25 protein-coding genes are annotated in these 24,779 nt (G+C 44.3%); 17 read left to right on the top strand and 8 right to left on the bottom strand.

Going from position 1 to position 24,779, the window contains the following annotated elements; genetic code table 11:
- The first annotated feature begins 70 nt into the window (after positions 1-70).
- From MusilaSJ_RS08275 to MusilaSJ_RS08225, 11 genes are all read left to right on the top strand, one after another.
- Positions 71-1,867, top strand: coding sequence for an acyl-CoA dehydrogenase FadE (locus MusilaSJ_RS08275; protein WP_274989529.1), 1,797 nt, complete (start codon positions 71-73; stop codon positions 1,865-1,867).
- Between the two features lie 217 nt (positions 1,868-2,084).
- Positions 2,085-2,828 (top strand): electron transfer flavoprotein subunit beta/FixA family protein, encoded by a 744-nt coding sequence (locus tag MusilaSJ_RS08270; RefSeq protein ID WP_274989528.1) that lies wholly within the window; start codon positions 2,085-2,087, stop codon positions 2,826-2,828.
- A 101-nt stretch (positions 2,829-2,929) separates the two neighbouring features.
- Positions 2,930-3,907 carry an electron transfer flavoprotein subunit alpha/FixB family protein gene (locus tag MusilaSJ_RS08265; protein WP_274989527.1) on the top strand — a complete coding sequence of 326 codons (978 nt, stop codon included), beginning with the start codon at positions 2,930-2,932 and terminating at the stop codon, positions 3,905-3,907.
- Between the two features lie 13 nt (positions 3,908-3,920).
- Positions 3,921-4,364, top strand: coding sequence for an acyl-CoA thioesterase (locus MusilaSJ_RS08260; protein ID WP_274989526.1), 444 nt, complete (start codon positions 3,921-3,923; stop codon positions 4,362-4,364).
- A gap of 87 nt (positions 4,365-4,451) precedes the next feature.
- Positions 4,452-4,721 carry an acyl-CoA-binding protein gene (locus MusilaSJ_RS08255; protein WP_274989525.1) on the top strand — a complete coding sequence of 90 codons (270 nt, stop codon included), beginning with the start codon at positions 4,452-4,454 and terminating at the stop codon, positions 4,719-4,721.
- 241 nt (positions 4,722-4,962) lie between these two features.
- The gene (locus MusilaSJ_RS08250; RefSeq protein ID WP_274989524.1) at positions 4,963-5,415 is read left to right on the top strand and encodes a DUF2147 domain-containing protein; all 453 of its coding nucleotides are present in this window, start codon (positions 4,963-4,965) and stop codon (positions 5,413-5,415) included.
- 39 nt (positions 5,416-5,454) lie between these two features.
- The gene (locus MusilaSJ_RS08245) at positions 5,455-7,833 is read left to right on the top strand and encodes a 3-hydroxyacyl-CoA dehydrogenase/enoyl-CoA hydratase family protein (protein WP_274989523.1); all 2,379 of its coding nucleotides are present in this window, start codon (positions 5,455-5,457) and stop codon (positions 7,831-7,833) included.
- A gap of 26 nt (positions 7,834-7,859) precedes the next feature.
- On the top strand, positions 7,860-9,035 hold the full coding sequence (locus tag MusilaSJ_RS08240) for an acetyl-CoA C-acyltransferase (RefSeq protein WP_274989522.1): 1,176 nt from the start codon (positions 7,860-7,862) through the stop codon (positions 9,033-9,035).
- A 30-nt stretch (positions 9,036-9,065) separates the two neighbouring features.
- Complete coding sequence (locus MusilaSJ_RS08235; protein WP_274989521.1) at positions 9,066-10,880, top strand: AMP-dependent synthetase/ligase; 1,815 nt, start codon at positions 9,066-9,068, stop codon at positions 10,878-10,880.
- Positions 10,881-10,883: 3 nt separating this feature from the next.
- Complete coding sequence (locus tag MusilaSJ_RS08230; RefSeq protein WP_274989520.1) at positions 10,884-11,660, top strand: enoyl-CoA hydratase/isomerase family protein; 777 nt, start codon at positions 10,884-10,886, stop codon at positions 11,658-11,660.
- 6 nt (positions 11,661-11,666) lie between these two features.
- On the top strand, positions 11,667-12,578 hold the full coding sequence (locus MusilaSJ_RS08225; protein ID WP_274989519.1) for an SDR family oxidoreductase: 912 nt from the start codon (positions 11,667-11,669) through the stop codon (positions 12,576-12,578).
- Between the two features lie 14 nt (positions 12,579-12,592).
- Here the strand turns inward: MusilaSJ_RS08225 and MusilaSJ_RS08220 are convergent, their stop codons facing one another.
- Entirely contained in the window at positions 12,593-12,808 is a 216-nt protein-coding gene (locus MusilaSJ_RS08220; RefSeq protein ID WP_274989518.1) for a hypothetical protein, read from the bottom strand.
- 384 nt (positions 12,809-13,192) lie between these two features.
- Between MusilaSJ_RS08220 and MusilaSJ_RS28075 the strand changes: the two genes are divergently transcribed.
- Positions 13,193-13,378, top strand: a complete 186-nt coding sequence (locus MusilaSJ_RS28075) for a type II toxin-antitoxin system HicA family toxin (RefSeq protein ID WP_446725130.1) — start codon at positions 13,193-13,195, stop codon at positions 13,376-13,378.
- Between the two features lie 63 nt (positions 13,379-13,441).
- Entirely contained in the window at positions 13,442-13,834 is a 393-nt protein-coding gene (locus tag MusilaSJ_RS08215) for a helix-turn-helix domain-containing protein (protein ID WP_274989517.1), read from the top strand.
- 381 nt (positions 13,835-14,215) lie between these two features.
- Here MusilaSJ_RS08215 and MusilaSJ_RS08210 read toward each other — a convergent pair whose 3' ends face one another.
- Complete coding sequence (locus tag MusilaSJ_RS08210) at positions 14,216-14,695, bottom strand: Dps family protein (RefSeq protein WP_274989516.1); 480 nt, start codon at positions 14,693-14,695, stop codon at positions 14,216-14,218.
- Positions 14,696-14,791: 96 nt separating this feature from the next.
- On the opposite strand from MusilaSJ_RS08210, the gene MusilaSJ_RS08205 reads away from it, so the two are divergent.
- Genes MusilaSJ_RS08205 through MusilaSJ_RS08195 form a run of 3 tightly spaced genes read left to right on the top strand, consistent with a single transcriptional unit; the run spans position 14,792 to position 17,217 of the window.
- Complete coding sequence (locus MusilaSJ_RS08205; protein WP_274989515.1) at positions 14,792-15,556, top strand: DUF4905 domain-containing protein; 765 nt, start codon at positions 14,792-14,794, stop codon at positions 15,554-15,556.
- 22 nt (positions 15,557-15,578) lie between these two features.
- A complete protein-coding gene (locus tag MusilaSJ_RS08200) occupies positions 15,579-16,592 on the top strand; it encodes a DPBB and LysM peptidoglycan-binding domain-containing protein (RefSeq protein WP_274989514.1) in 1,014 nt (337 codons plus the stop codon).
- Positions 16,585-17,217 (top strand): uridine kinase family protein, encoded by a 633-nt coding sequence (locus tag MusilaSJ_RS08195; RefSeq protein ID WP_091163301.1) that lies wholly within the window; start codon positions 16,585-16,587, stop codon positions 17,215-17,217. Before MusilaSJ_RS08200 ends, MusilaSJ_RS08195 begins: the two co-directional genes overlap by 8 nt.
- On the opposite strand, the gene MusilaSJ_RS08190 is transcribed toward MusilaSJ_RS08195, so the two are convergent.
- The 3 genes from MusilaSJ_RS08190 to MusilaSJ_RS08180 form a co-directional block, all read right to left on the bottom strand.
- Positions 17,214-17,552, bottom strand: a complete 339-nt coding sequence (locus tag MusilaSJ_RS08190) for a superinfection immunity protein (RefSeq protein WP_274989513.1) — start codon at positions 17,550-17,552, stop codon at positions 17,214-17,216. The two genes, MusilaSJ_RS08195 and MusilaSJ_RS08190, sit on opposite strands and share 4 nt — an antisense overlap.
- A gap of 130 nt (positions 17,553-17,682) precedes the next feature.
- Positions 17,683-18,342 (bottom strand): 3-oxoacid CoA-transferase subunit B, encoded by a 660-nt coding sequence (locus MusilaSJ_RS08185; protein WP_274989512.1) that lies wholly within the window; start codon positions 18,340-18,342, stop codon positions 17,683-17,685.
- A 289-nt stretch (positions 18,343-18,631) separates the two neighbouring features.
- Complete coding sequence (locus tag MusilaSJ_RS08180) at positions 18,632-19,330, bottom strand: CoA transferase subunit A (protein ID WP_274989511.1); 699 nt, start codon at positions 19,328-19,330, stop codon at positions 18,632-18,634.
- Between the two features lie 327 nt (positions 19,331-19,657).
- Between MusilaSJ_RS08180 and MusilaSJ_RS08175 the strand changes: the two genes are divergently transcribed.
- Positions 19,658-20,215: a hypothetical protein gene (locus tag MusilaSJ_RS08175; RefSeq protein WP_274989510.1), complete on the top strand. Its 558-nt coding sequence runs from the start codon at positions 19,658-19,660 to the stop codon at positions 20,213-20,215.
- Positions 20,216-20,505: 290 nt separating this feature from the next.
- On the opposite strand, the gene MusilaSJ_RS08170 is transcribed toward MusilaSJ_RS08175, so the two are convergent.
- The 3 genes from MusilaSJ_RS08170 to MusilaSJ_RS08160 form a co-directional block, all read right to left on the bottom strand.
- A complete protein-coding gene (locus tag MusilaSJ_RS08170; RefSeq protein ID WP_274989509.1) occupies positions 20,506-21,591 on the bottom strand; it encodes an SGNH/GDSL hydrolase family protein in 1,086 nt (361 codons plus the stop codon).
- 270 nt (positions 21,592-21,861) lie between these two features.
- Positions 21,862-22,224 carry a VOC family protein gene (locus MusilaSJ_RS08165; RefSeq protein WP_208102442.1) on the bottom strand — a complete coding sequence of 121 codons (363 nt, stop codon included), beginning with the start codon at positions 22,222-22,224 and terminating at the stop codon, positions 21,862-21,864.
- 189 nt (positions 22,225-22,413) lie between these two features.
- Positions 22,414-24,777 (bottom strand): endonuclease MutS2, encoded by a 2,364-nt coding sequence (locus tag MusilaSJ_RS08160; protein ID WP_274989508.1) that lies wholly within the window; start codon positions 24,775-24,777, stop codon positions 22,414-22,416.
- Positions 24,778-24,779: the final 2 nt, after the last annotated feature.

Genomic DNA, 24,779 nt, shown 5'->3' with positions numbered 1-24,779 from the left:
GCATTGCTGCCCTTTCTTTAGCTTCATAATGCCTCTAATTTTACTCCTGATTATAAACCAGAAAAACTTTATGAATGCCACAGAACCGATGAAAGCCATAAAAGGAGGGGAGTTTCTGATCAGGGAAACTTCTGCGGAAAGCGTTTTTATTCCCGAAGAATGGAATGAAGAGCAGTTGATGATCGCCGAAACATGTACCAATTTTTTGGCACAGCAGGTAACACCAAACCTGCAGCGCATTGATGAGCAGGAGGAGGGGTTAATGCGCCATTTAATGGACGAGGCAGGCGCGCTTGGATTGTTAGGCATCTCCGTGCCCGAAGAATACGGCGGTTTTGGTAAAGATTTTAAAACCGCCATGTTGGTTACCGAAAAATTAGGTGCCGGTCACTCATTTTCGGTTGCGTTTTCGGCACACACAGGTATTGGCACTATGCCTATATTATACTATGGCAACGATGCCCAAAAACAAAAATATATTCCCAAACTGGCCAGCGGTGAATGGAAAGGAGCTTATTGCCTTACAGAACCGGCTGCAGGTTCAGATGCCAATTCGGGTAAAACCAGGGCAAAACTTTCTGCTGATGGCAAGTACTATCTCATCACCGGGCAAAAAATGTGGATCACCAATGCGGGTTTTGCCGATGTGTTTACGGTTTTTGCCAAAATAGATGATGATGAAAACCTGAGCGCGTTTATTGTTGAAAAGGATTTTGAGGGCCTTTCGCTCAATACGGAAGAACACAAAATGGGGATCAAAGGGAGCTCAACGCGCCAGGTGTTTTTTAACGATTGCAAAGTGCCTGTTGAAAACCTGCTTTCCGAACGGCAGAATGGTTTTAAGATAGCCGTTAATATTCTGAATCTGGGCCGCATCAAATTAGGAGGCGGAACAGTTGGAGCGAGTAAGGATGTGATTACCTCATCGGTACGTTATGCCAATGAGCGGGAGCAGTTCGGTCGCGCTATTTCCAAATATGGGGCGATAAGATATAAACTGGCCGAACAGGCTATCCGTACTTACGCGGCAGAATCGGCCGTGTACAGGGCCAGTCAGAATATGGAGGAGGCTACAGAAATGTTAATTGCCTCCGGCCTTGATGAAAACAAAGCCAAACTGAAGGGGACTGAGCAATTTGCCATTGAAGCTGCAATTTTAAAAGTTCATGCTTCTGAGGTTTTGGACTATGTAACCGATGAAGGTGTGCAGATCTATGGTGGTATGGGATATAGTGCCGAGGCGCCAATGGACAGGTCGTACCGCGATTCGAGGATCAACCGGATTTTTGAGGGTACCAATGAAATTAACAGGTTGTTAACCGTTGATATGATGCTGAAACGCGCCATGAAGGGTGAGCTTGACCTGATGGGGCCGGCCCAGAAAGTAGCCGGTGAATTGATGAGCATCCCTGATTTCGGCGCTGCAGAGGAGGATGGCCTGTTTACCAAAGAGAAAAAATACATAGCCAATTTTAAAAAGGCAATATTGATGGTAGCCGGTGCGGCTGTTCAAAAACTAATGATGCAATTGAGCAAAGAGCAGGAAGTATTGATGAACCTGGCCGATATGCTGATAGAGCTTTATGTAAGCGAATCGCTGCAATTGAGGGTAGAGAAATTGGTTGGCTTAAGGGGAGAAGAAGCGTGTAAAGAACAACTGGACATGATGCGGGTGTACATCAATGATGCGGCCGAACATATCGCCAAATCGGGTAAAGAAGCACTGAACTCATTTGCCGAAGGCGATGAAAGAAGGATGATGCTCATGGGACTAAAGCGCTTCACCAAAACCGAAGACATCAATACCACCCAGGCCCGCAGAAATATCGCAGCCAAATTGATTGCTGAAAATAAATATTGTTTTTAATTTTTTTAATCCCCTCTTGAGAGGGGGCGCGGAGGAACGTGTTGTGGCAGGGGTGTGTTTCTGCAATTTGCTTATCAAAGCAGGGACACACCCCTCCACCCCTCTCAAGAGGGGAATCGCGCAAGCCCCCGCTTTTTACTCTTTGGATTAACGGCAAGTGAACTTTATTCCCCCCCCCCCAAAAAAAATAACATCAACCCAAAACAAAATTCTGATAATGAAAATATTAGTGTGTATAAGCCAGGTGCCCGACACCAGCACCAAAATTGTATTAAAAAATAATAATACTTCTGTTAACAGCGATGGGGTTACTTATGTGATCAATCCGTATGATGAATGGTACGCGTTGATCAGGGCTATCGAATTAAAAGAAAGCGGTATCGCCACCGAAATTCATTTGATAACTGTAGGTAAGGCCGATGTTGAGCCGGTGATCAGGAAAGCGTTAGCGTTGGGTGGCGATGAAGCTGTCCGTATTGATGCTGAGAGCAATGATCCTTATGAAACCGCTCATTATATAGCCGAATACGCTGCCGGGGTTGGTTATGACCTTATTTTATGCGGCAAAGAGTCTATCGATTACAATAACGGAACTACAGGTGCCATGCTGGCCGAATTGCTTGATCTCGATTATATTGGTTTTGCAACCGGGATCAGTATAGAGGCCAATACTGCTGTGATAAATCGTGAAATAGAAGGCGGTGAAGAAACAGATGCATGTAATTTACCGCTGGTTATTTCCTGCCAGAAAGGTGTTGCCGAAGCCCGCATTCCCAATATGCGCGGCATCATGGCTGCGCGTACCCGTCCGTTAAAGATCATTACGCCTTCAGGAATAACCGCTGTAGCCGAAATACTGTCGTATGAATTGCCGCCTGCCAAGGCCGGTATCAAGCTGGTAAGTCCGGATGATATGGATGAATTGGTGCAGTTGCTGCACACGGAAGCTAAGGTGATTTAATAATCATATCTATTGTCGGTGCACTGTACCGGGCATAGCCAAATTATTGGCTTTAAGCTTTGTGCATTCAGTTTTAAGCTTTTATCTAAAAAAAAAATAAAATGTCTGTAATAGTATTGGTAGAACATACCGGGGGAATTATAAAAAAACAAAGCTTTGAGGCTGTGCAGTATGCCGCGCAGATAGCCGGAAAAATGGGCACTACGGTAACTGCCGTTGCTTTAGGCAGCGTTGCCGAAGCTGAAATGGAAAACCTTGGCCAGTATGGTGCTCAAAAAGTGCTGCACGTTGCCGATAGCCGGTTGGACGAGTTACATTCAAGGGCATATGCCGGCGCCTTAATAGCCGCGGCACAAAAGGAGAATAGTAAAGTAATTGTAACCCTTCATGATATTAAGGGCAGGGCGGTAGCGCCGCGGGTAGCTGTAAAATTAAAAGCAGGCCTGGTAGCCGGTGCGCTTTCATTCCCGGATACGGAAAAAGGCTTTGTGATCAAAAAAGCGGTGTTTTCGGGCAAGGCATTCGCCTACATAAACATTTTGAGTGATGTAAAGGTGATTATGCTGATGCCTAATACTTTCCCGGCGAAAAAGGAGGAGGGTAAGGCGATTGTTGAGCAATTGGATGTTAGCTTTAGCGAAAAGGATTTTGGCGTAAAAGTGAAATCGGTAAATAAAGTGACCGGCGAGGTGCCGCTTGCCGATGCCGAGCTGGTTGTTTCGGGAGGCAGGGGTTTAAAAGGCCCCGAAAACTGGGGCATACTGGAAGACCTGGCGAAAGAGTTGGGCGCTGCTACGGCCTGCTCGCGCCCGGTAGCCGATTCGCACTGGCGACCGCATCACGAACATGTGGGCCAAACAGGTGGCACCGTTCGCCCAAATCTGTATATCGCAGTGGGAATATCCGGGGCTATCCAGCACTTGGCCGGGGTTAACGGTTCAAAAACTATTGTAGTAATCAATAAAGATCCCGAAGCCCCATTTTTTAAAGCAGCCAATTATGGTGTAGTTGGTGACGCGTTGGAGATTCTGCCACGACTAACGGCAGCAGTCAAAAAGTTTAAAGAACATCATCAATAAAATAATCGGGGCTATGGATTTTTTTTATGAAGGACAGGTGCTGTGGTCGCAGATAGACTCGAACCAGCACATGAGGCATTCTGCATATGCCGATCTTGCAGCACAGGCACGCATCACCATGCTCGAAAGCCTGGGTTTAAAACTGCCTACACTTTATGAATACAAAATAGGGCCGGTATTATTCAGGGAAGAAATGATTTACCTGAGAGAGATCGGGATCAATGAGCAGATCAGGGTAACCTGTGAGCTTACCAAATCCCGGCCTGACGGTTCCCGCTGGGCAATCAGGCATGAGCTGTACAGGGGAGATGGTGTTAAAGCTGCTATCGTAAACGCCGAAGGTTCATGGATAGATATGGAAAAGCGTAAGTTGGCCATATTGCCCTCCGAACTAAGCCAGATGTTTATGAAGGCGCCCCGGAGCAGCGATTATGTAGAAGATGTGAACCCGGCCTGAAGAAATATAACAATCAACCCAAACTGATAATGAGCTTATTGGCTTTAGGCTTTATGCCTTCCGCTTTTAGCTTTATATAATTTAACTATGACTGATCTGAATAATGCTTTTGAAGAAGCGGTTAAACAAAGTAAACAATTGCCGTCAAAGCCCGATAATGAAACATTATTACGCCTGTACAGTTTATATAAGCAAGCAACGGAAGGCGATATAAATACAGAAAACCCTCCGGGTATGTTTGATTTTGTAGCTAAAGCAAAATATGATGCCTGGCTAAAACAGAAGGGCACTACCGGCGATCACGCCATGCAGCAATATATCCAGCTTGTAACGCAATTATCAAATAAAACCAGCTAACTTTAATTCCGAAATATTGACAAATGTTTCCGCCGTTTAGACCTTTATAAAGCGCCGCAGAAATAGATATTTGTTATTATAAACCATCCCGGTAACTATGCCGGGACTAAATTATTTAACCATTTTATAATTCTACTCTGTCTCTTTTTAGGTGGCTTCTGATACCCGTATTGATATTAGATAAATGCGACAGAGGCCCTAAAAACCGACTTGTTTTTAACTATAAAAAACACCTAAGGCAATGTCAGCATCAAAAAAACATTTCACCCATTTTGTATTAATCCTGCTAACTATTGTGGCGGTAAGCATCAATGCAAAAGCGCAAACCGATAAAATTGAAGGTTTATGGTACAACGATGTAAAAACCGCCAAAATCCAGATCACTAAAGAAAGCAACGGTAAGTTTTATGGTAAGGTGGTATGGCTTAAGGATCCATTAAAAGATGGGAAGCCAAAAGTAGACGAAATGAATAGCGACGAAAAATTGCGTTCAAGGCCGAGGCTGGGATTACCCGTATTGGCCGATTTTGTAAAAGACGGCGATAACAAATACTCGGGCGGAACAATTTACGATCCTAATAACGGCAAAACATACTCCTGCAAAATGACCTATAAAGGTAAAACCCTGGATATCCGCGGGTACATTGGTATTTCGCTTTTTGGGCGAACAACAACCTGGTCGCGGGCAGAGTAAATTAAAGATAAAGAGTTTTAATAATACAAGCAGATACTAATGGATGCTAAACGAATTATAAAAAAGGTTGCAGTATTGGGGTCGGGAGTAATGGGCAGTCGTATCGCCTGTCACTTTGCAAATATCGGCGTACAGGTACTGTTGCTTGATATTGTACCCAAGGATGCCCCGGCAGATAAAAAAGCGCGGAATAAAATTGTTAATGACGCGCTGGACTTCGCGTTAAAGTCAAACCCTTCGCCCATCTATCTCAAATCGTTCGCAAAACGTATCACCACCGGCAATTTTGAAGATGATATGCCCAAAATTGCGGATTGCGACTGGGTGATAGAGGTAGTAGTTGAACGACTGGATATAAAACAACATGTGTTTGAAATAGTAGAAAAATACCGGAAACCCGGCACGCTGATCACTTCCAATACATCCGGTATCCCGATACATTTAATGGCCGAAGGCAGGAGCGATGACTTTAAAAAATATTTCTGTGGAAGCCATTTCTTTAATCCTCCCCGGTATTTAAAACTACTGGAAATCATTCCCACAAAAGACACGTTAGCGGGTGTTGTTGATTTTTTGATGGATTATGGCGCAAAATACCTGGGAAAAACTACAGTATTAGCCAAAGATACGCCAGCATTTATCGGTAACCGTATCGGGGTTTTCAGCATCATGAGTGTGCTGCATTATGTGCAGCAAACCGGTATGACGGTTGAAGGGGTTGATAAACTGACAGGGCCTGTAATAGGTCACCCAAAATCGGCCACCTTCCGCACCAATGACGTGGTGGGTTTGGATACGATGGTACACGTTGCCAACGGTCTTTACAAAAATGCACCTGATGATGAGGCAAGGGAGTTATTCAAAATTCCTTCATTTGTTGAGGAAATGCTAAAAAATAACTGGCTGGGCAGTAAAACCGGCCAGGGTTTTTATAAAAAAGAAAAAGGCGAAGGTGGAAACCAGTTTTATGCGCTCGATCTGAAAACGCTTGAGTACAAGCCCTCTCAAAAAGTAAAATTTGCCTCGCTGGAAACTACAAAGGCGGTTGATAACCTTAAAGAGAGGCTTAAGATCCTGGTTGCTGCAAAAGACAAAGCCGGTGATTTTTACCGGGCTACCTTTTACCAGTTATTTGCTTATGCCAGTAACCGCATCCCCGAAATAGCCGACGAACTTTATAAAATAGACGCAGCCACCAATGCGGGCTTTGGTTGGGAATTGGGCCCTTTTGAAAAGTGGGACGCGCTTGGTGTTGAAGATACGGTAAAAGCCATGGAAGCGGCAGGGCACAAACCGGCGCAATGGGTATATGACATGCTTGCGGCGGGTGCAAAAAGCTTTTATAAAATAGAAGATGGCAAACGCCTGTATTATGATATTCCGTCGAAAAGCTACAAGGTGATTCCCGGTACCGAAGGCCTTATTTTGCTCAGCAATATCCGGGAAACAAATACGGTGTGGAAAAACAGCGGTACTACCATTACCGATATTGGTGACGGCATCCTGAACCTGGAGTTTCATACCAAAATGAATACGATAGGCGGCGAGGTGATTGAAGGCATAAATAAAGCCATCACCCTTGCCGAGGCAAGCTATAAAGGCCTGGTTATATCAAACGAAGGCGCAAATTTTAGCGCAGGGGCCAATGTGGGTATGATATTTATGATGGCCGTTGAGCAGGAGTTTGACGAGCTCAATATGGTGATCAAGACTTTTCAGAATACGATGATGCGGATCCGCTATTCATCCATTCCGGTGGTTATAGCACCACATCAAATGGCCCTGGGCGGCGGTTGCGAAATGTGCCTGCATGCTGATAAAGTGGTAGCACATGCCGAACTGTATATGGGTTTGGTTGAATTTGGTGTTGGCTTGATACCGGGCGGCGGCGGGACAAAGGAGTTTGCCCTGCGCCTGTCAGACGAACTTCAGGATGGCGATATAGAACTCAATAATTTTCGCGACCGTTTTTTAACCATTGGTCAGGCCAAAGTGTCCACTTCGGCTTATGAGGCATTTGAATTTGGCTATCTTAAAAAGGGCAGGGACATAGTGGTAGTATCGCGCGAGAGGCTACTTGCCGAAGCTAAACAGCAATGTCTGCAGATGGCGAACGAAGGGTACATACAGCCGATTCCGCGCGGAGATATCAGGGTGCTTGGCAAGCAGGCCCTGGGTTTAGGTTATGTAGGGGCCAATACCATGTACAGCGGTAATTACATCAGCGAGCACGATGTGAAAATTTCGCAAAAGCTGGCTTATGTGCTTTCGGGCGGCGATCTGTCCCAGCCTTCAATGGTGAGTGAGGACTATTTGCTGGGCCTGGAGCGCGAAGCTTTTGTTTCGCTTTGCGCTGAAAAGAAAACGCTTGAACGGATCCAATCCATTTTAACCGGTGGTAAAGTGTTAAGGAACTAAATTTTTTAAGTATAAATCTCAATAAAATGAACGCATATATAGTGGCAGCCAGCCGCAGCGCTGTTGGAAAAGCTACCCGGGGCGGGTTTAGGTTTACCCGTCCGGATACGCTTGCGGCAGATGTGATCAGGCATCTGCTGGCATCGGTGCCAAATGTTGATAAAGAGCAGATTGATGATGTAATTGTGGGCAATGCTACACCCGAAGCCGAACAAGGATTGAATGTAGGCCGGCTGATCTCGTTAATGGCGCTTGATACCGACAAGGTACCCGGCATGACGGTGAACCGTTATTGTTCGTCGGGGCTGGAAACAATTGCCATAGCATCGGCAAAAATACACAGCGGTATTGCCGATTGTATTATTGCGGGCGGTGTGGAAAGTATGAGCCTGATCCCGATGGGGGGCTGGCGCATTGTACCCAATGCAGATATTGCCCTTGCCCATCCTGATTACTACTGGGGTATGGGGCTCACTGCCGAAGCTGTTGCTAAAGAATACCATATCGGCCGCGAAGAGCAGGACCAGTTTGCTTATAACTCGCATCAAAAAGCTATCAATGCCATTAAGGACGGTAAGTTTAAAGATGAGATTGCTCCGGTAAACATTGTGGAAACCTATGTAGATGAGAGCGGCAAAAAAGCGAAAAGAGAGTTTAAGGTAGATATGGATGAAGGTCCGCGCAGCGATACCTCAATTGATGCGTTGGCCAAGCTTAAACCGGTATTTGATGCAAAGGGTGTGGTAACTGCCGGCAATTCGTCGCAAACAAGTGATGGGGCGGCCTTTGTCATGGTGGTTAGCGAACGCTTTATGAAACAGAACAACCTTAAACCCATAGCCCGGCTTGTTAATTATGCCGTTGCCGGTGTGCCGCCCCGGATCATGGGCATAGGCCCGCTGGTGGCGATTCCCAAAGTGTTGAAAATGGCCGGGATGAAGCAGCAGGACATTGAGCTGATTGAATTGAATGAGGCTTTTGCTTCACAATCACTGGCGATAATAAAGGGGCTGGAGCTTAACCCCGAAATTGTAAATGTAAATGGCGGGGCGATATCACTGGGGCATCCGCTTGGCTGCACCGGTGCCAAGCTTTCTGTTCAGCTTTTTAACGAATTGAAAAGGCGGGAAAAAAAGTATGGCATGGTTACCATGTGTGTAGGCACCGGGCAGGGGGCAGCAGGTGTATTTGAACTGTTATAGGAATTTACCTTTATCTAAACCATTGCAAGCATGGAAAAGGCGACAAGATTGTTTGATTGCATGATTACCCAGGCCAAGGAGCCTAAGGTGGATCTTTTGAATGCGAAGGAGAATGGTTCCTGGAGATCATATAGCACCGAAGAAGCGCATACAATGATCTGCCAGTTATCTGTGGCCCTGCTTGATCTGGGCGTTTCGGCTGGTGACGGCACTACCGAAGGCCGCGACAAAATAGGACTGATAAGCAACGGCCGGCCCGAATGGATCATAACCGACCTGGCCGTGCAGCAAACAGGCGCTATACTGGTGCCGCTGTATCCTAATACCGGCACTAAAGAAATTGAACAGATCCTGAATGAAGCCGAAGTTAAATATGTATTTGTAAGCAGTAAAGATCTGTGCGATAAGGTTAATGAGGTTCATCTAAATATCCCATCATTAAAAGCCGTTTTTACTTTTGATGATGCAGATGGCTGCAATCATTGGGGTACATTGCTTAAACCCCTGAAAGATGGTTATCAGCAGCAAATACAGCATATAACCAATCAGATTACCGAAGAAGACGTTGCAACCATTATTTATACTTCGGGCACTACCGGTAGGCCTAAAGGAGTGATGCTTACGCATAAAAATATCATGACCAATGCATCGGCATCCGGCGATATCCTGACCCGGATCCCGCTTACCGAGAAGCGCGTTTTGAGCTTTTTGCCCCTTAACCACATTTTTGAAAAAATGTGTACATATGTATATCTCTACTATGGTTTTTCTATTTACTATGCCGAGAGTATGGATACCATAGGGGCAAATATGAAAGAGGTAAAACCTTCCCTTTTTACCGCCGTGCCCCGCTTGCTGGAAAAGGTGTTTGAAAAAATCATGGTGCAGGGCCAAAAACTAACCGGTATTAAAAGGAAGATCTTTTTCTGGTCGGTAAGAGTGGCCGAAGCATATGAAATCCATAACACCAGTTTGTGGTATAAAATTAAACTGGCTATAGCCGATAAACTGGTTTTTAGCAAATGGCGAGATGCCATAGGCGGAAATATAAACGCCATTGTAGTAGGCAGTTCGGCCTGCCCCATTAAGCTGGAACGCATTTTTACTGCCGCCAATATTGTTATTATGGAAGGCTATGGGCTTACCGAAACATCGCCGGTAATTGCTGTTAACTGCTATCAAAAAAACGACAGGAAATTTGGCACCGTGGGGCGCCTGCTGAGCGGTGTAGAGGTTAAAATAGCACCCGACGGTGAGATCCTTTGCAAAGGCCCCAATGTGATGCGGGGGTATTACAAAAATCCTGAGCTTACAGCAGAGGTGTTGGAAGACGGATGGTTCCACACCGGGGATATTGGCGAACTGGATCAGGATGGGTTCCTGAAAATAACAGATCGTAAAAAAGAGATCTTTAAAACCTCAGGAGGTAAATACGTAGCCCCGCTACCTATCGAAAATAAGATGAAGGAAAATTATTTTATTGAGCAGATGATGGTTGTTGGTTCGGAAAAGAAATTTGTTGCAGCCTTGATTGTACCATCTTATACCCATTTAAAACCATGGTGTAAGGAGAATGACATAACTTTTTCATCCAATAGTGAATTGGTTAAAAATGCGAGGGTGATTGAGCTATACCAATCAATTATCAATAACTACAACCCCGAATTTAACCATGTTGAACAGGTGAAGAAAATTACCTTGCTTCCCAACGAATGGTCGATAGATAGTGGTGAGCTTACGCCAACAGGGAAAATGAAACGGAAAGTGATCACCGAAAAATACAAAACCGAAATAGATAAAATGTATCCCTGCGAAGTGAGCGAAGATCCAACACTTGTAAATTAAGCAATGAATACATTTCAAACAACAATACAAGGCAAACTGGTAGTGATTTCGCTGAACAGGGGGAGGTCGAACGCCATCAATCATGAAATGGTTAAAGAACTGGCCGAATGTATAAAAACGCTGGAGCATGATGATAACGTGGGCGGGGTTATTTTAACCGGTAAGGAAGGCTTTTTCTCCTCCGGGATAGACTTGATTGAGACTTATGATTATGATGAGGCACAAAGCCGCCAATTTTGGGTGGATTTTTTGGCGTTACAAAATACTTTAGCCGCTTTCAGGAAACCTTTGGTAGCTGCTATAAGCGGCCATAGCCCGGCGGGCGGCTGCATATTAGCTATTTGCTGCGATTATCGAGTGATGATTGAAGGGGCATTTATCATCGGATTAAATGAAGTTCCGGTTGGTATTATTGTGCCTGACAGTGTTTTTAATTTATATGCATTTTGGCTTGGTCAGCGTAAAGCTTATCAGTATTTAATAGAAGGTAAGCTGCTTAAGGTAAACGAAGCACTGGAAGCCGGGCTTATCGATGAAGCTGTTTCACCGGATAAATTAATGAATGCTGCGATAGAAAAGGTGACCGCTTACATGAAACTAAACCCTGTTACCTGGACTGAAAGCAAACTGAACTTGCGTAAAGAGTTGATAGGTAAACTAAAGGCCGATCAAACAGATCCCCTAAATAAAATGCTGAAGCAATGGTGGGCACCCGAAACCAGGCAAGGCCTGCAAATGATGATCCAAAATTTAAAATCAAAAAATACAGCTGTTAAATAACTGACGATGACTGATCCGACAACTTCAAATGATGCTGCAAACCCTAATCCCGCAAAAAACGGTGGAATGTTAAGGGATGACGCTCTGAAAGGTAAAACCATTATTGTGACCGGCGGCGGAACAGGTTTAGGTAAGGCCATGGGGACTTACTTTTTGCATTTGGGCGCTAATCTGGTAATTACCAGTCGTAAGCTGGATGTATTGCAACAAACCGCCGCCCAAATGCAAGCCGAAACCGGGGGCAAAGTATTGCCAATAGCCTGCGATGTGCGGAAATATGAGGAGGTTGAAGCAATGCTGCAACAAGCCGTTGAAACATTTGGACAGGTTGACGTACTGTTGAATAATGCTGCGGGTAATTTTATTTCACCTACCGAGCGTTTGTCGGCCAATGCATTCTCAGCTATAATTGATATTGTTTTGAAAGGTTCGGCCAATTGTTCGCTGGCTTTGGGCAAATATTGGATCAAAGAGCAAATGCCGGGTAATATCCTGAATATTATAACCACCTATGCCTTTACAGGCTCAGCTTATGTTGTGCCTTCGGCCTGTGCAAAGGGGGGAGTGCTGGCTATGACCAGATCGTTAGCCGTGGAGTGGGGCAGGCATGGCATCCGCGCCAATGCCATCGCGCCGGGGCCATTTCCCACTAAAGGTGCATGGGAAAGGTTGCTGCCCGGAGATATGGCCCAAAAGTTTGATTTTAAAAACCGGGTGCCCCTGAAACGGGTAGGAGAGCACCAGGAATTGGTAAATCTGGCCGCCTTTCTTGTTTCTGATTTTTCAGGGTATATTAACGGTGAGGTAATTACCATCGATGGCGGCGAGTGGCTGCAGGGTGCCGGCCAGTTCAGCGGGCTTGAAATGATCCCGGATGAAATGTGGAATGATATTGAGAAAGCTACGCGGTCGGCGTAGGGGAATGTAATCCATTACGACTCTGATCGAGTGAAATTTTCAAATGCATTTTTGCCCTCGTCAAAAGCTTTCAGGTCTTCGTCCGTCCAGATTGAAACCTGAGATATTTTCTTTTTATAGGATGAAGGTTGCGGTTTATTTTCTTGCTGAATAGTTATGCCAAGCCCTCTAAGTATTTGTTTAACCAGGATACTTTTAGTATTTGGAATATCTATTACTAATCTTACCATGTAACAAATTTAATGTTTCAAAGATAATTACGATAAGTGTATTTCTTGCAGCCTCTCTGCAAGGTAGTTTTCTAACACTCTTTTCAGCCATGTAGATTTTTCTTGCCAAAACTCTTAAAGTAATAGTAAGGTGATTCTTTCAGTTTTTGATCTATGAAACGAAACCCAGTTTGCCAGGCAGACTATCTGAGATCATGAGGTATACCTCAGCTATCAAAAGTTTACTCACGAGATGAACCGGATAACGAAGCTAAAAACTATCGCCGATAATAAGAGATGGTAGGTATCAAAAAAGATACTTTTCTATTTGGATATAAGTATCATATTTGATACCTTTGCTTAACATATAACGTAGGTGGTTTTGCGCCTTATAAATTAACCTTAATGAAATCAAATGAACTTTTAAGACGAATTATACAAGCCGGATGGTACGAGGTACGACAGACCGGTAGTCACATTATTATGCATCACAAAACTAAGCCAGGGGTAATTGTTTACCCCAATCATGGCGCTAAAGAAGTTGCCCCTGGATTGGCAAATAAGATACTAAAACAAGCAGGGTTGAAATAACCCTGCTTATTGTGACAATGCGATAGACCATCAAATAAGTAACACAATTTCGTTAAACAATAAATGAGCAAACCAATCAAGTTTACAGTAGAAAAAACCAATACGGGGTTTTCTGCATATGCCGAAATCAACGGCGGGGGCATAGCTGCAACCACCGGGGAGAACTTGAATGAATTAAAAGAGAATGCATTAGAAGCGTATAACGCATTAGCCGCCGAAATGGCCAAGAAGGAAGTTGATATAAATGATATAAAATTAGTTTATGATATTCCCCAATTCTTCGAGTTCTACAAAGTGATCAATGCCTCACAGTTGGCAGGCAGAATAAAGATCAACAGAGGGTTATTATCTCAATATATAAATGGGAACAAGATACCCTCGGATGAACAAGCGAGAAAGATTTTACAAGGTGTAAACGCGTTAGGTCGCGAATTGGCCGAAGTAGAGTTTTTTTAATCACACCTAAACTTTAACATACTCCAATCAGTTAAAAAAATTAAAGCCAGCTAAATAAGCTGGCTTTTGCGTTAACGTGAATTGAACAAGCAACTGTCCGAATTTTAAATCAGTTTTGTACTTTCATTATTTCACAGACAAATATTCTTCAGCGCACTTTTGTTTTCCTACAAGGGCTCGAACCTCAATCTTCAGAGCCAGAATCTGACGTGCTACCATTACACCATAGGAAAATAAACAGAACATCTGCCGTTTAAAGAGATGGTCTTTTGTTCCGTGCAAATATACGAAATATGCAAACCGGTGTAAACCCCCGTTTTAAAAAAAGCCACATCCGGATTGTCCCTGATGTGGCTTTTTTACAGTAGGATTATGTGCGGGTTAGTCCTCGTTCACGAATGAACGCAGCATCCAGGTGTTTTTTTCGTTGAATTGCATGAAGCGGTTGATCATATCATTAGTCCCGTCATCGCCGGCATCGGCAGTGATGTTTAATATTTCGCGTTCCATTTTTATCAGCGCAGCCAGGTCATCAATAATAGCTTTTACCATCAGCGTGTCTTTTAAACCAATAGTTTGGATCTCTTTAATGCTTGATGATTCAATATAATCTTTAAACGTGCTGATAGGAGGTTTGCCAAGGCTCAGGATCCTTTCGGCAAGCTCATCGATAGTGGTAAGGGCTGCAGTGTACAGTTCTTCAAATTTCAGGTGCAGGGTGAAAAAGCTTGTGCCCTTAACATTCCAGTGGCAGCCGCGTAGTTTTTGGTAGTGGATGTGGTAATTGGCCAGCAGGTCGTTCAGGTGGTCAACTACCGGTTTTACTTTAACTTCTTCGAGGCTTATTTCTTTAGCATTCATAAATAAAATAGTGATGTTTTAAGTGTAACATGCCTTTGCAGGCAATGTTTGGCAAAGGTAAACAGTTTTAATTTTAATGAGCATATTTGCAACTTTATGACTTCGCTTTTACCCTTCATCAGCAAAACTTACCAGGCCCCGGTTTGGCGTATGGAAATTGACGAAAGCAGCCAAACGTTGTTCCTCGAGATCAGGGACCATGCCGATAAGCAGGTTAGTTTTTCGGCCCTGAGCCTGCAGAGCGGCGATGTTTATTTTGAAGGTTTAACCACGCCCGAGCGCTGGCTTACTGGTATCGAGGCGGCTTATGATGGCATATTGCTGCTGCATAATTACCAATCGGCCACAGGGCCGGTACATAAGGGCATCACAACAATTGAAGCCGCGTCGGGCAAAGAGTTATGGAGCAATTTTACTTTGGCTTTTGATCATCTGTCGGTAAATGGCCCTGTAGTTTACAATGCCCAGCTACAACCAAAGAAATTATTTTTACTTGATGTTAAAACCGGCAATACACTAAGAGGATACGAGCCGGTTCCTGATCAACCGCTGAATAATCAGATCATTAGCCCCGAACTGTTGCCCGCAGCGGAAGTAAATAGTTTATATTTACCGCTCAGTGCATATGCAAATGCGGTTCATTATATCAGCTACAATAGATTCAGAATTGTATCTTTGCACACGCTTTTGCAGGAGCATCTTGAACAGCACTTGTTTGTATTTAACGAGGAGGGTACCCTTTTGTATCACGATTTGTTACATAACGCTATACAAAAAATGCAGCCCGAGGCGTTTGTACTACATAATAATCAGCTCATCTATTTAAAAAACAGATCGGGCTTAATAGTGTTGAACTTGTAAAATTACTGTATTATAATTTATTATGAAATTTAAGATTTTATTATTGGTCGCTCCCTTACTCACACTCTCCATATCGCTTTTTGCAAACCCCGTTGTTGACTCAATTGGTGTTGAAAACCTGAACGGCAAAAAAGTGATCGTTCACAAACTTGATCCCAAAGATAATTACTATTCTATAGGCCGTCGCTACAACATCAGCCCTAAAGCTATTATACAGTTTAATAATAACGCCCCGCTTAAAATTGGCGGTATTGTAAAAGTACCTACCGAATTGCCGTTTTCGGGCGAAGCTGCCGCGCAACCGGCAGTAACTGCACCTGCAAAACAAGCAGCAACAAATCCTGCACCTGCACAACAAAAACCGGTTACCCAGGCTCCGGTTCAGCAAAACAAACCGCAGGTACAGGCTCCGGTTAGTTCGCCTGCCCCTGTAACGCAGCCTGTTGCAAGCAAACCACAACAGGCTGCTGCCGATACCGTTAAAAAAGTAAGCATGCTTAATGTGCAGCAATACAAAGTATCAGCAGGCGAAACTTTGTTTTCTATCGCCAAGCGTTTTAATACATCTGTTGAGGATATCAAAGCACTTAATAAACTAAGTTCTGATTCTGTAACTCCTAACCAGGTTATTAATGTGCGTACTGGTTTACCCCCCGAAGAAGCCAAGCAGCCTGTAATGCAGCGCGATTCAACTTCGGTGGCTGCACAGCAGGACACCACCGGCGACCATGGTAAAGCTAACCGTTTTGGTTTGTACGAGAAAGTTGAAAAAGGCGTGGCCACCTGGATGGATGATGCCGGCTTAGATCCTAAAAAGGAATTGGTGCTGCACCGTACAGCACCAATAGGCACCATCATTAAAATTACCAACCCTATGAACAATCATACCACCTTTGCAAAGGTTGTTGGCCGTTTTACCGATAACGAAACAAACAAAAATGTTCTGATCATCATGACTAAGAACACTGCCGATGCTTTAGGTGCTTTAGATAAACGTTTCCAGGTAAATATCAGCTACGGCAGCCCGAATGAATAAACCTTATATTATTGGAATTGCCGGCGGAAGCGGCTCGGGCAAAACCTTTTTTTTAAAGTGCTTTTTAGAACATTTTACTGCCGACGAGGTGAGCCTCGTATCGCAGGATGATTATTACATCCCGGTAGCACATAACATGACCAAGGAGGAGAACAAGGAATATAACTTTGATCTTCCTTCAACTATTGATCATGAACATTTTCAGCAGGACATCAGCAAGCTTTTAAATAAGGAAGCTATCCTGAAACAAGAATACACTTTCAATAACCCCGATGCTATTCCCAAAATGATAGAGATCAAGCCTGCACCTATCTTGATAGTGGAAGGCTTGTTCATTTTGCATTTTAAAGACATCTCAGAGCTGCTTGATCTTAAAGTGTTTATTGATGCTGATGAAGACATCGCCCTGCAACGCCGCCTTAAACGCGACCTGATAGAACGCGGTTACTCGCATGATGATGTGATGTACAAATGGATCAACCACGTAGTGCCGGCGTACAAAGAATACCTGCTGCCCTACAAAGATGAATGCGACCGTGTGATCACCAATAACACCCACGTTGCTGAAGATATTATGGTGATAACGGAAGAGATTTCGGCTGATTTGAGGGGACGTTTGTTTTAAGACAGATCGCCTAAAATCTCTTTTAGTGCTTTGTCGTAATCGGCTTTGGTAATAACCCCGGCATCAAATTGTTTGTATAGTTCATGCAGCTTCAGAGCTTTTTCGGTAGTATAACCGGGATAGCCGGCTCTATAGTAGCTTAATGGTTCTTTTTCTTTTTCAAACGACCAAATAAGCGCCCAGATCCAGCCGATAATGGTCCAGCCCAAAAACAGGTTTAACAGGAAGATCAATTTAAAGTCGGCTTTTTCGCGGGCTATTATAGCGGGTATAAAATACAGCAGTGCGGCTATTGCCATGCCTATCATCCCAGCAATGCCAAATATGAAATTCATGTTTTAAAGATAAGGTTTCTTTGAAGCAGTAAATGAGCATTAATTTGAAGATTTGAAAATGTTTTTTTGAATGATGGAATTTTCTCATTTTCAAATCTTCAAATTCTCACATTTTCAAATCATCTCATCTTCAAATTGAGGAAATCTCCGGCACCTCCCCCTCAACAATCAATTTCCCTGCGGTAGCCTGTTTAATTTCTTCAACACTTACGCCCGGAGCCCTTTCAATAAGCCTGAAACCACCTTCGGGCAAAACGTCAAATACACCCAGCTCCGTCACGATTTTTTTAACGCAGTGCACACCGGTGAGGGGAAGGGTACACTGAGGCAGCAACTTTGATTCGCCTGCTTTGTTTACGTGCTGCATGGCTACAATGATATTTTCGGCCGATGCCACCAGATCCATCGCGCCGCCCATACCTTTAACCATTTTACCGGGGATTTTCCAGTTGGCGATATCTCCGTTTTCTGATACTTCCATAGCGCCAAGGATAGTAAGGTTTACCTTTTTAGCCCTGATCATCCCAAAACTCATGGCCGAATCAAATATGGCCGAGCCGGGCAGCATAGTAATGGTTTGTTTGCCCGCGTTGATGGTATCCGGGTCTTCCTCCCCTTCAAAAGGAAAGGGTCCCATTCCCAATAAACCATTTTCGGATTGTAGTACCACATCCATGGTATCTGGTATATAATTGGCTACCAGCGTAGGGATGCCAATGCCGAGGTTAACATAGTAACCGTCTTTTATTTCTTTTGCAATTCGCTTTGCGATGCCTTGTTTGTCTAACATAGATTCAATTTGAAAATGTTTTAACTCTTCCCGTCATTAGGAGGTACGAAGCAATCCCCAACAAGCAGAGCAGCTAAGCAAGTCCCTCTGTTTAGTTCGCGATTGCTTCGTACTTACCCATGACATAATTAAAAAAGGGTGTCATGCTGAGCTTGTCGAAGCATAGCGGGGTGGGCCTCTGCGCGCGTCCTTCGACAAGCTCAGGATGACAAGCCCTCCACGCCTAATGTCATTTCACCTTCAGAGGACTTCGGATTTTACCTACTCACAATGACGTGATGTTTTAAGCTTAGTTTTTACTCCTTACTGTCGCATGCTCTATGCGCTTTTCATAGTTACTACCCTTAAAAATCCTATGTACATAAATACCCGGTGTATGGATATGGTCCGGATCAAGTTCGCCGGGTTGTACCAGTTCTTCTACTTCGGCAATGGTTACCTTACCGGCCATAGCCATTACCGGGTTAAAATTACGCGCGGTAGAGCGATATACCAGGTTGCCCATAGTATCGCCTTTCCAGGCTTTTACAATGGCGAAGTCGGCATTAAAAGCCATCTCCATTAAATAATCTTTACCGTTAAAGTTGCGCACTTCTTTGCCTTCGGCCACTTCGGTGCCAATACCCGCAGGGGTGAATATGGCAGGCATACCGTAACCGGCGGCCATACAGCGGGTAGCCAGCGTACCTTGGGGTATCAGTTCAACTTCAAGCTCGCCGCTTAGTAACTGGCGTTCAAATTCGGCGTTTTCGCCCACGTACGATGAGATCATTTTTTTTACCTGGCGCTGCTTCAGCATCAGGCCGATACCGAAGTCATCAACCCCGGCATTATTGGAGATACAGGTGAGTTGCTTAACCCCCTTTTTTACCAGGGCGGCAATACAATTTTCGGGCAATCCGCATAAGCCGAAGCCGCCCAGCATGAGGGTCATACCGTCGGTAATGTCGCGGATGGCCTCGTCGGCACCACTAACTACTTTATTCATATATTATAATTGGTTGCTATAAAAATAAGTAAAATAAGCCTGAAGCTTATGGTTATATAGATAACTTATTAGGGGAGGTTTGTGTTTTATGGATTTAGGGGATATTATTTTGCCTTAGCTCAAGTTTTGCGCGATGGCAAAGGCGCTGGGGAACTTGGGGCGTGAATTTTTTAGGACGATAAATTCGGGGGGGGGACAAGTCAGCCGTGCACCTTCCGGCACACAGACTTGCGCCAAAAAGAGATTGATTTAACATTGATTTATAGGTTTTATAAAACAATTAGAAATTAATTTTATTATTAATTAACACATCAAATATCAAAACCTATGGAATTACGAGACGACGAGTTCAGGAGCGACGAGCTTAAACACCCCGAACATGAAGAAAATAAACCCAATGCTTACCGGGTGGATGACGACAATAATGAGGATGAAAAAGGCCTGAAACGAAGCTATCTGTTTGGCAGCTCAGAAATGAAAAGCCCAAATGACCCGGGTATGGAAGGGAACGGTATGGGAGGCCAAAACTTTGGCCAAAACAATATCACCCCGGCAGGTAACGATAAAGACAATCCCTCACAAATGGCGGGCAATAATAACGAATACTTTAATCGCACTCAGCCTGCCGAGGAACATCCCGAAAACAGCAATTTTAAAGACCCTAACCAGGCCGGTAACGCTAACTACAGCAATGCGATCAACGTATCACAAAACGGCCGTTCGGATGAGGACAATGGGCAAACGGAAACCAGTGATGGCAAGCCCAACCCTCAGCAGCAGTACCAGGAAGGAACTGCTGACGATGATGGGGATAGTGATAAAAAACAGCAAACTAATGTTCCGGGGCCTAACGAGCTGCCTGATCAGCAGAGGGTAGGGGAGTAAGGTTAAATTTTATGTCATTGCGAGGAGCGAGTGGGAATGAGCCTTGGGGCGACGTGGCAATCTCGTCGTTTTGCAATCCGAAAAGCATATTTGCCCTGTATTGCTACGAGATTGCCGCGCTACGCTACCCATGACAACTTAAAAGGGGTGTCATGCTGAGCCCGTCGAAGCATGGTGGGTAGGCCTCTGCGCGCGAGTCTTCGACAGGCTCAGACTGACAGGCCCTCTTTTGTCATTTCACCTTCAGAGGCCTCCGGATTTAAACACTCGCAATGACATGGTTTTATATTTTACCACTTAACCGTCTTCTCCATAAAAGCGATCAAATCATCGGCCATAGCTTGCTGCTCTTTCAGGCTCGGGTGACCCGGGGTGTTTTTATACGGGATAAAATGGGTATAAATTTCTTTATCATTTAAAGCAGCAACGGCCTTTTCGATATAACCAGGCCATGGCGAACCTGCTTTGGTTGCATCCATGCTGCCAAGCGCGCAAATGATCTGTGCTTTAGGATATACCTTGCGGATGCTTTTTACAAACTCTTTATAAGCTTTAATGATCTGCTCCGGCTCGGGGGCTTTACTGCCAAAGCGCTCTTTAAACTGTGGATTGTTGGGTTGGTTTACGATCCACGAATCATTTTGAAACAAGTTGATCACTACCACATCGGGCGTATACTTCTTGAAATTCCAGGTGCTTGTTGGGTCTGTTGGATCAAGGCGGTTATACATTTCGGGCATAATGAGCGGGAACCAGCTTACTGTAATGCCAATACCACTTTTAGAGGTGCAAACATACTGGGCATCAAAGTGACGGGCAGTTAGGGCAGCATAGCTCAGGTAGCCGTTTTCATAAGGGGCGGTGCCACGATCCTGCCCGGTGGTGTCCTCATCGGCATAACCGCAGGTAATGGAGTTGCCGAAAAATTCGATCTTACGTTTTTTAGCCTCTGGTGCAGTTAATGCGTTGGCTTCTTTGGCCAAGGTAAACTGATAAAAAAAGGTTTTGCCTTTGTCCCATTCGGTACGTTTAAACAGCTCGAGGGTGTGCTTGCCCGCAGGCAGATTTTCGGCAAGGGTATAAGCCTGTTTGGTATTATCAAGGTGAATGGTGTTTACAACCTTGTCATCAACAATGATGGTAAAATAGTTTTCGCCCCGTTCATCCTGCATCACAGCCGATGCGCCTGTTCCATCAAAGTTGATTTTTAAGGATGAACCCGTCCAGTATAGTTCGGCAGCTTCATCGGTTTGATTGATCCGCCCGGTGTAACGGATGCGCTGATCTTTGCTCTTTAAAATAATATTTTGAGCAAGACAGCTTGTTATTGAACCGGTAAATGCAATGAAAAGTACAAGAAAATATAATCTGCGCATCTTTATTAGGGTTTGGCTGCCCTAAAAATAGGAAACTTATATAAAAAGCCGATAAGTCATTGGCTTATCCACTAAATATTTGTTAAGAGATTATCATTATGCCGTTGTTGGTGTTGTCACCAACAACTTCTACTTTTTCAATAAATTATGTTTTTTATTTACGTTACCGCTAATAAAACTGGTAAGCAAATGTTGTTGGTGACAACACCAACAACGGCGGGGAAGCGGATAAGTCATTGGCTTATCCACTAAATATTTGTTAAGAAATTATCATTCAATCGGCATCCCAAACTGCAGCAGGTAGCCATTATAATCAAACACTCCAAATTCGCGCATGCCGTAATTAAAATCTTCAATGGGGTAGCAAATCACCGCCCTGTCTTTCAGTTCGCTCCACAATAGATCAACTTTATCTGTCCGGATATAAAACGAGCCGGTAAATTTGGGCACGGTGAACGATGCATTATCAACAGGCAAAGCTAACATGATCTCGATATCATCACGGCTTACCGTGGCCCAGCCCCAGTCCTCATCATAGCCAATACAGGTAAAACCAAGGTTATTAATGTAAAAATCAACACTTTCCCGTACCTGCCGGGTGTATAACATAGGAGCAATAGATTTTAGAGACATAGTTTATTTGAAATAAGTTAAGGTTGAATAGGTAAATTAATGCTAACAAATCGTGAACCGTCATTGCGAGGTACGAAGCAATCCCCGATTGGCAGAGCGAATATGCAAATGCGCTTTGTATAGTTTGGGATTGCTTCGTACCTTATAATGACATTCCTTGTTATTTGGTTATTTATTTTAACCTTGCCGTTACTTCAAATATACATAAGTTATTCCATCTCCGCCACGGTCGGCATGTTCATCCTCCATGCGGTCAACCTGTTCATATTTTTTGAGGTATTGCCTGATCATTTTGCGTAAAATTCCATCGCCTTTACCATGAATGATCTTGAGGTTGTTAAAGCCCATCATCAGTGCACGGTCAAACAGTTTTTCAATGGCGTGAAGCGCATCTTCGGTGCGCTGGCCGCGCACATCAATCTCCGGACTAAAACTGGCCATGTCATTGGTGTGCGAACTGAAATTTCGCCTGATCTCTTTGGGAACAGACGATTTAGATACTTTAATCACCCGTTTCTTTTTAGCAACGGTGCGCAAATCGCCAATGGCAATTACCACGTTCTCCTTGATGATCTCAATTACCTGGCCCGTAGTTTCCGAATCGGTGAGTTTCACCCAGTCGCCTGGTTTCAGCTCTTCATCAACAGGAGCTGTAGGTTTTGGCGCCTCAGTTTTAACGGTGTTCTTTTTAAGTTCAACATTCAGGTTTTCGCGCAGCTGGCGGGTTTTTTCCTTATCGGCGTTGCTGCTCTTAATTTCGGATATGGTATTTTCAACCAGCTTGTTGGCGTTAAGGATAATATTCTTGGCCTGATCTTTAGCTTCTTTAATGAGCGAGCGTTGGTTTTCTTCGAGATAGTTTTTCAGTTTCTCGTTTTCGGCCAGCAGCTCATTAACCTTGCGCTGTTGTTTGTCCAGTTTTTGTTTGGTTTCAAAAATAGAACGCTTTTCACGCTCCAGGTCAACCAGCAGGGTATCAACCTTTTTTTGCCCTTCGCTTATTTTGTTTTTGGCGAGGTTAAGCACGTTTTGCGGCAAGCCTATTTTTTGGGCGATCTCAAACGCATATGAACTGCCGGGTTTGCCAATCTCCAATTGGTACAGCGGCCTCATCTCAATGTTATTGAACAGCATAGATGCATTTTCAATGCCTTCGGTATTGCTGGCAAATATTTTAAGGTTGGAGTAGTGGGTGGTTACCATGCCTTTAACCTTTTTTTGATTCAACGATTCCAACACGGCCTCGGCAATCGGCCCGCCAAATTGCGGATCGGTACCGGTGCCAAACTCGTCTATCAGGATCAGGGTTTTGCCGTTGGACTGCTCCACAAAATTTTTCATTTTGGACAGGTGGGCGCTGTACGTACTCAAATCACTTTCTATCGACTGGTCATCACCGATATCGACAAAAAGCTGTTTAAATACACCTACAACACTGGCTTCATCGGCAGGGATGAGTAAACCAGCCTGCACCATCATCTGTAATAAACCAACGGTTTTCATACAAACAGATTTACCGCCGGCGTTAGGGCCCGATACCACGATGATGCGGGTACCTTCGTCTATCTGCATATTGAGCGGAACAACCGTTTTCTTTTCGGCCTTAAAATTCAGGAACAATAGCGGGTGGCGGGCATTGTATAGCTTAACTCTTGCCTCGTTTATCACCTGCGGCATTTCGGCCTCAATATCAATAGCAAACAGGGCTTTGGCGCGCACAAAATCAAGCTTGGTTAGCAAACCATGGTAGGAGAGCAGCAAAGGTACATAAGGCCTTAACTCGGTAGTTAAGGCGGTCAGAATTTTTACTATCTCCCGGCGGCGTTCAAATTCCAGGTCGCGGATGCGGTTATTGAGCACAAAAACTTCTTCGGGCTCAATATAAACTGTTTGGCCAGAGGCCGACTCGTCATGCACAAAGCCTTTCAGTTTGCGTTTGTTTTCGGCCAGCAGGGGGATCACCAGCCTGCCATCACGTACAGTTAAAGAACCATCGGCAGCCCAGCCGTTTGATGTGGCATTTTTAAAAACCATATCAATTTTTTTGCGGGCTTCCTGCTCGGCTTTGGCAATGCCTGTGGTAATTTCCATCAGCTCGCGCGAAGCATTGGGCCTGATCTTGCCTTTCTGATCAATCACGGCGTCTATCTTTTTAAGGATCGCCTTTTCAATAGGCAGGTGCTCAAAAAGGGCCTCAAGGTTAGGGTACAGGCCTTCACGCTCGTTAAAATAGGCAATTACGGCAAATACCGTGGTTAACGAAGCCTGAACCTGGTAAAACTCTTCTTCGCTTAAAAAAACGCCCTCTATACGGGCTTTATTGGCAAGGGACTTTATATCGAAAAAATGCTGGATGGGCAGGGCCTCATCATTAACCAGGATATTCTTAAATTCGTTTGCCTGGCTCAGGAATTTATGGATCTGGTCGTAATTGCTCATCACCTGGATCTTGTCAACCATCTGTTGACCCATTTCGCTCAGGCAATGTGCTTTTATCAGTTCTTTTATCTCGGTAAAACCCAGCTTATCTACACTGTTTTGGGGGTAAAGCATCA

Source organism: Mucilaginibacter sp. SJ (genome assembly GCF_028993635.1).
In the GTDB taxonomy this organism is placed as follows: Bacteria; Bacteroidota; Bacteroidia; order Sphingobacteriales; family Sphingobacteriaceae; genus Mucilaginibacter.
This window is presented reverse-complemented; position numbering and strand designations above follow the sequence as displayed.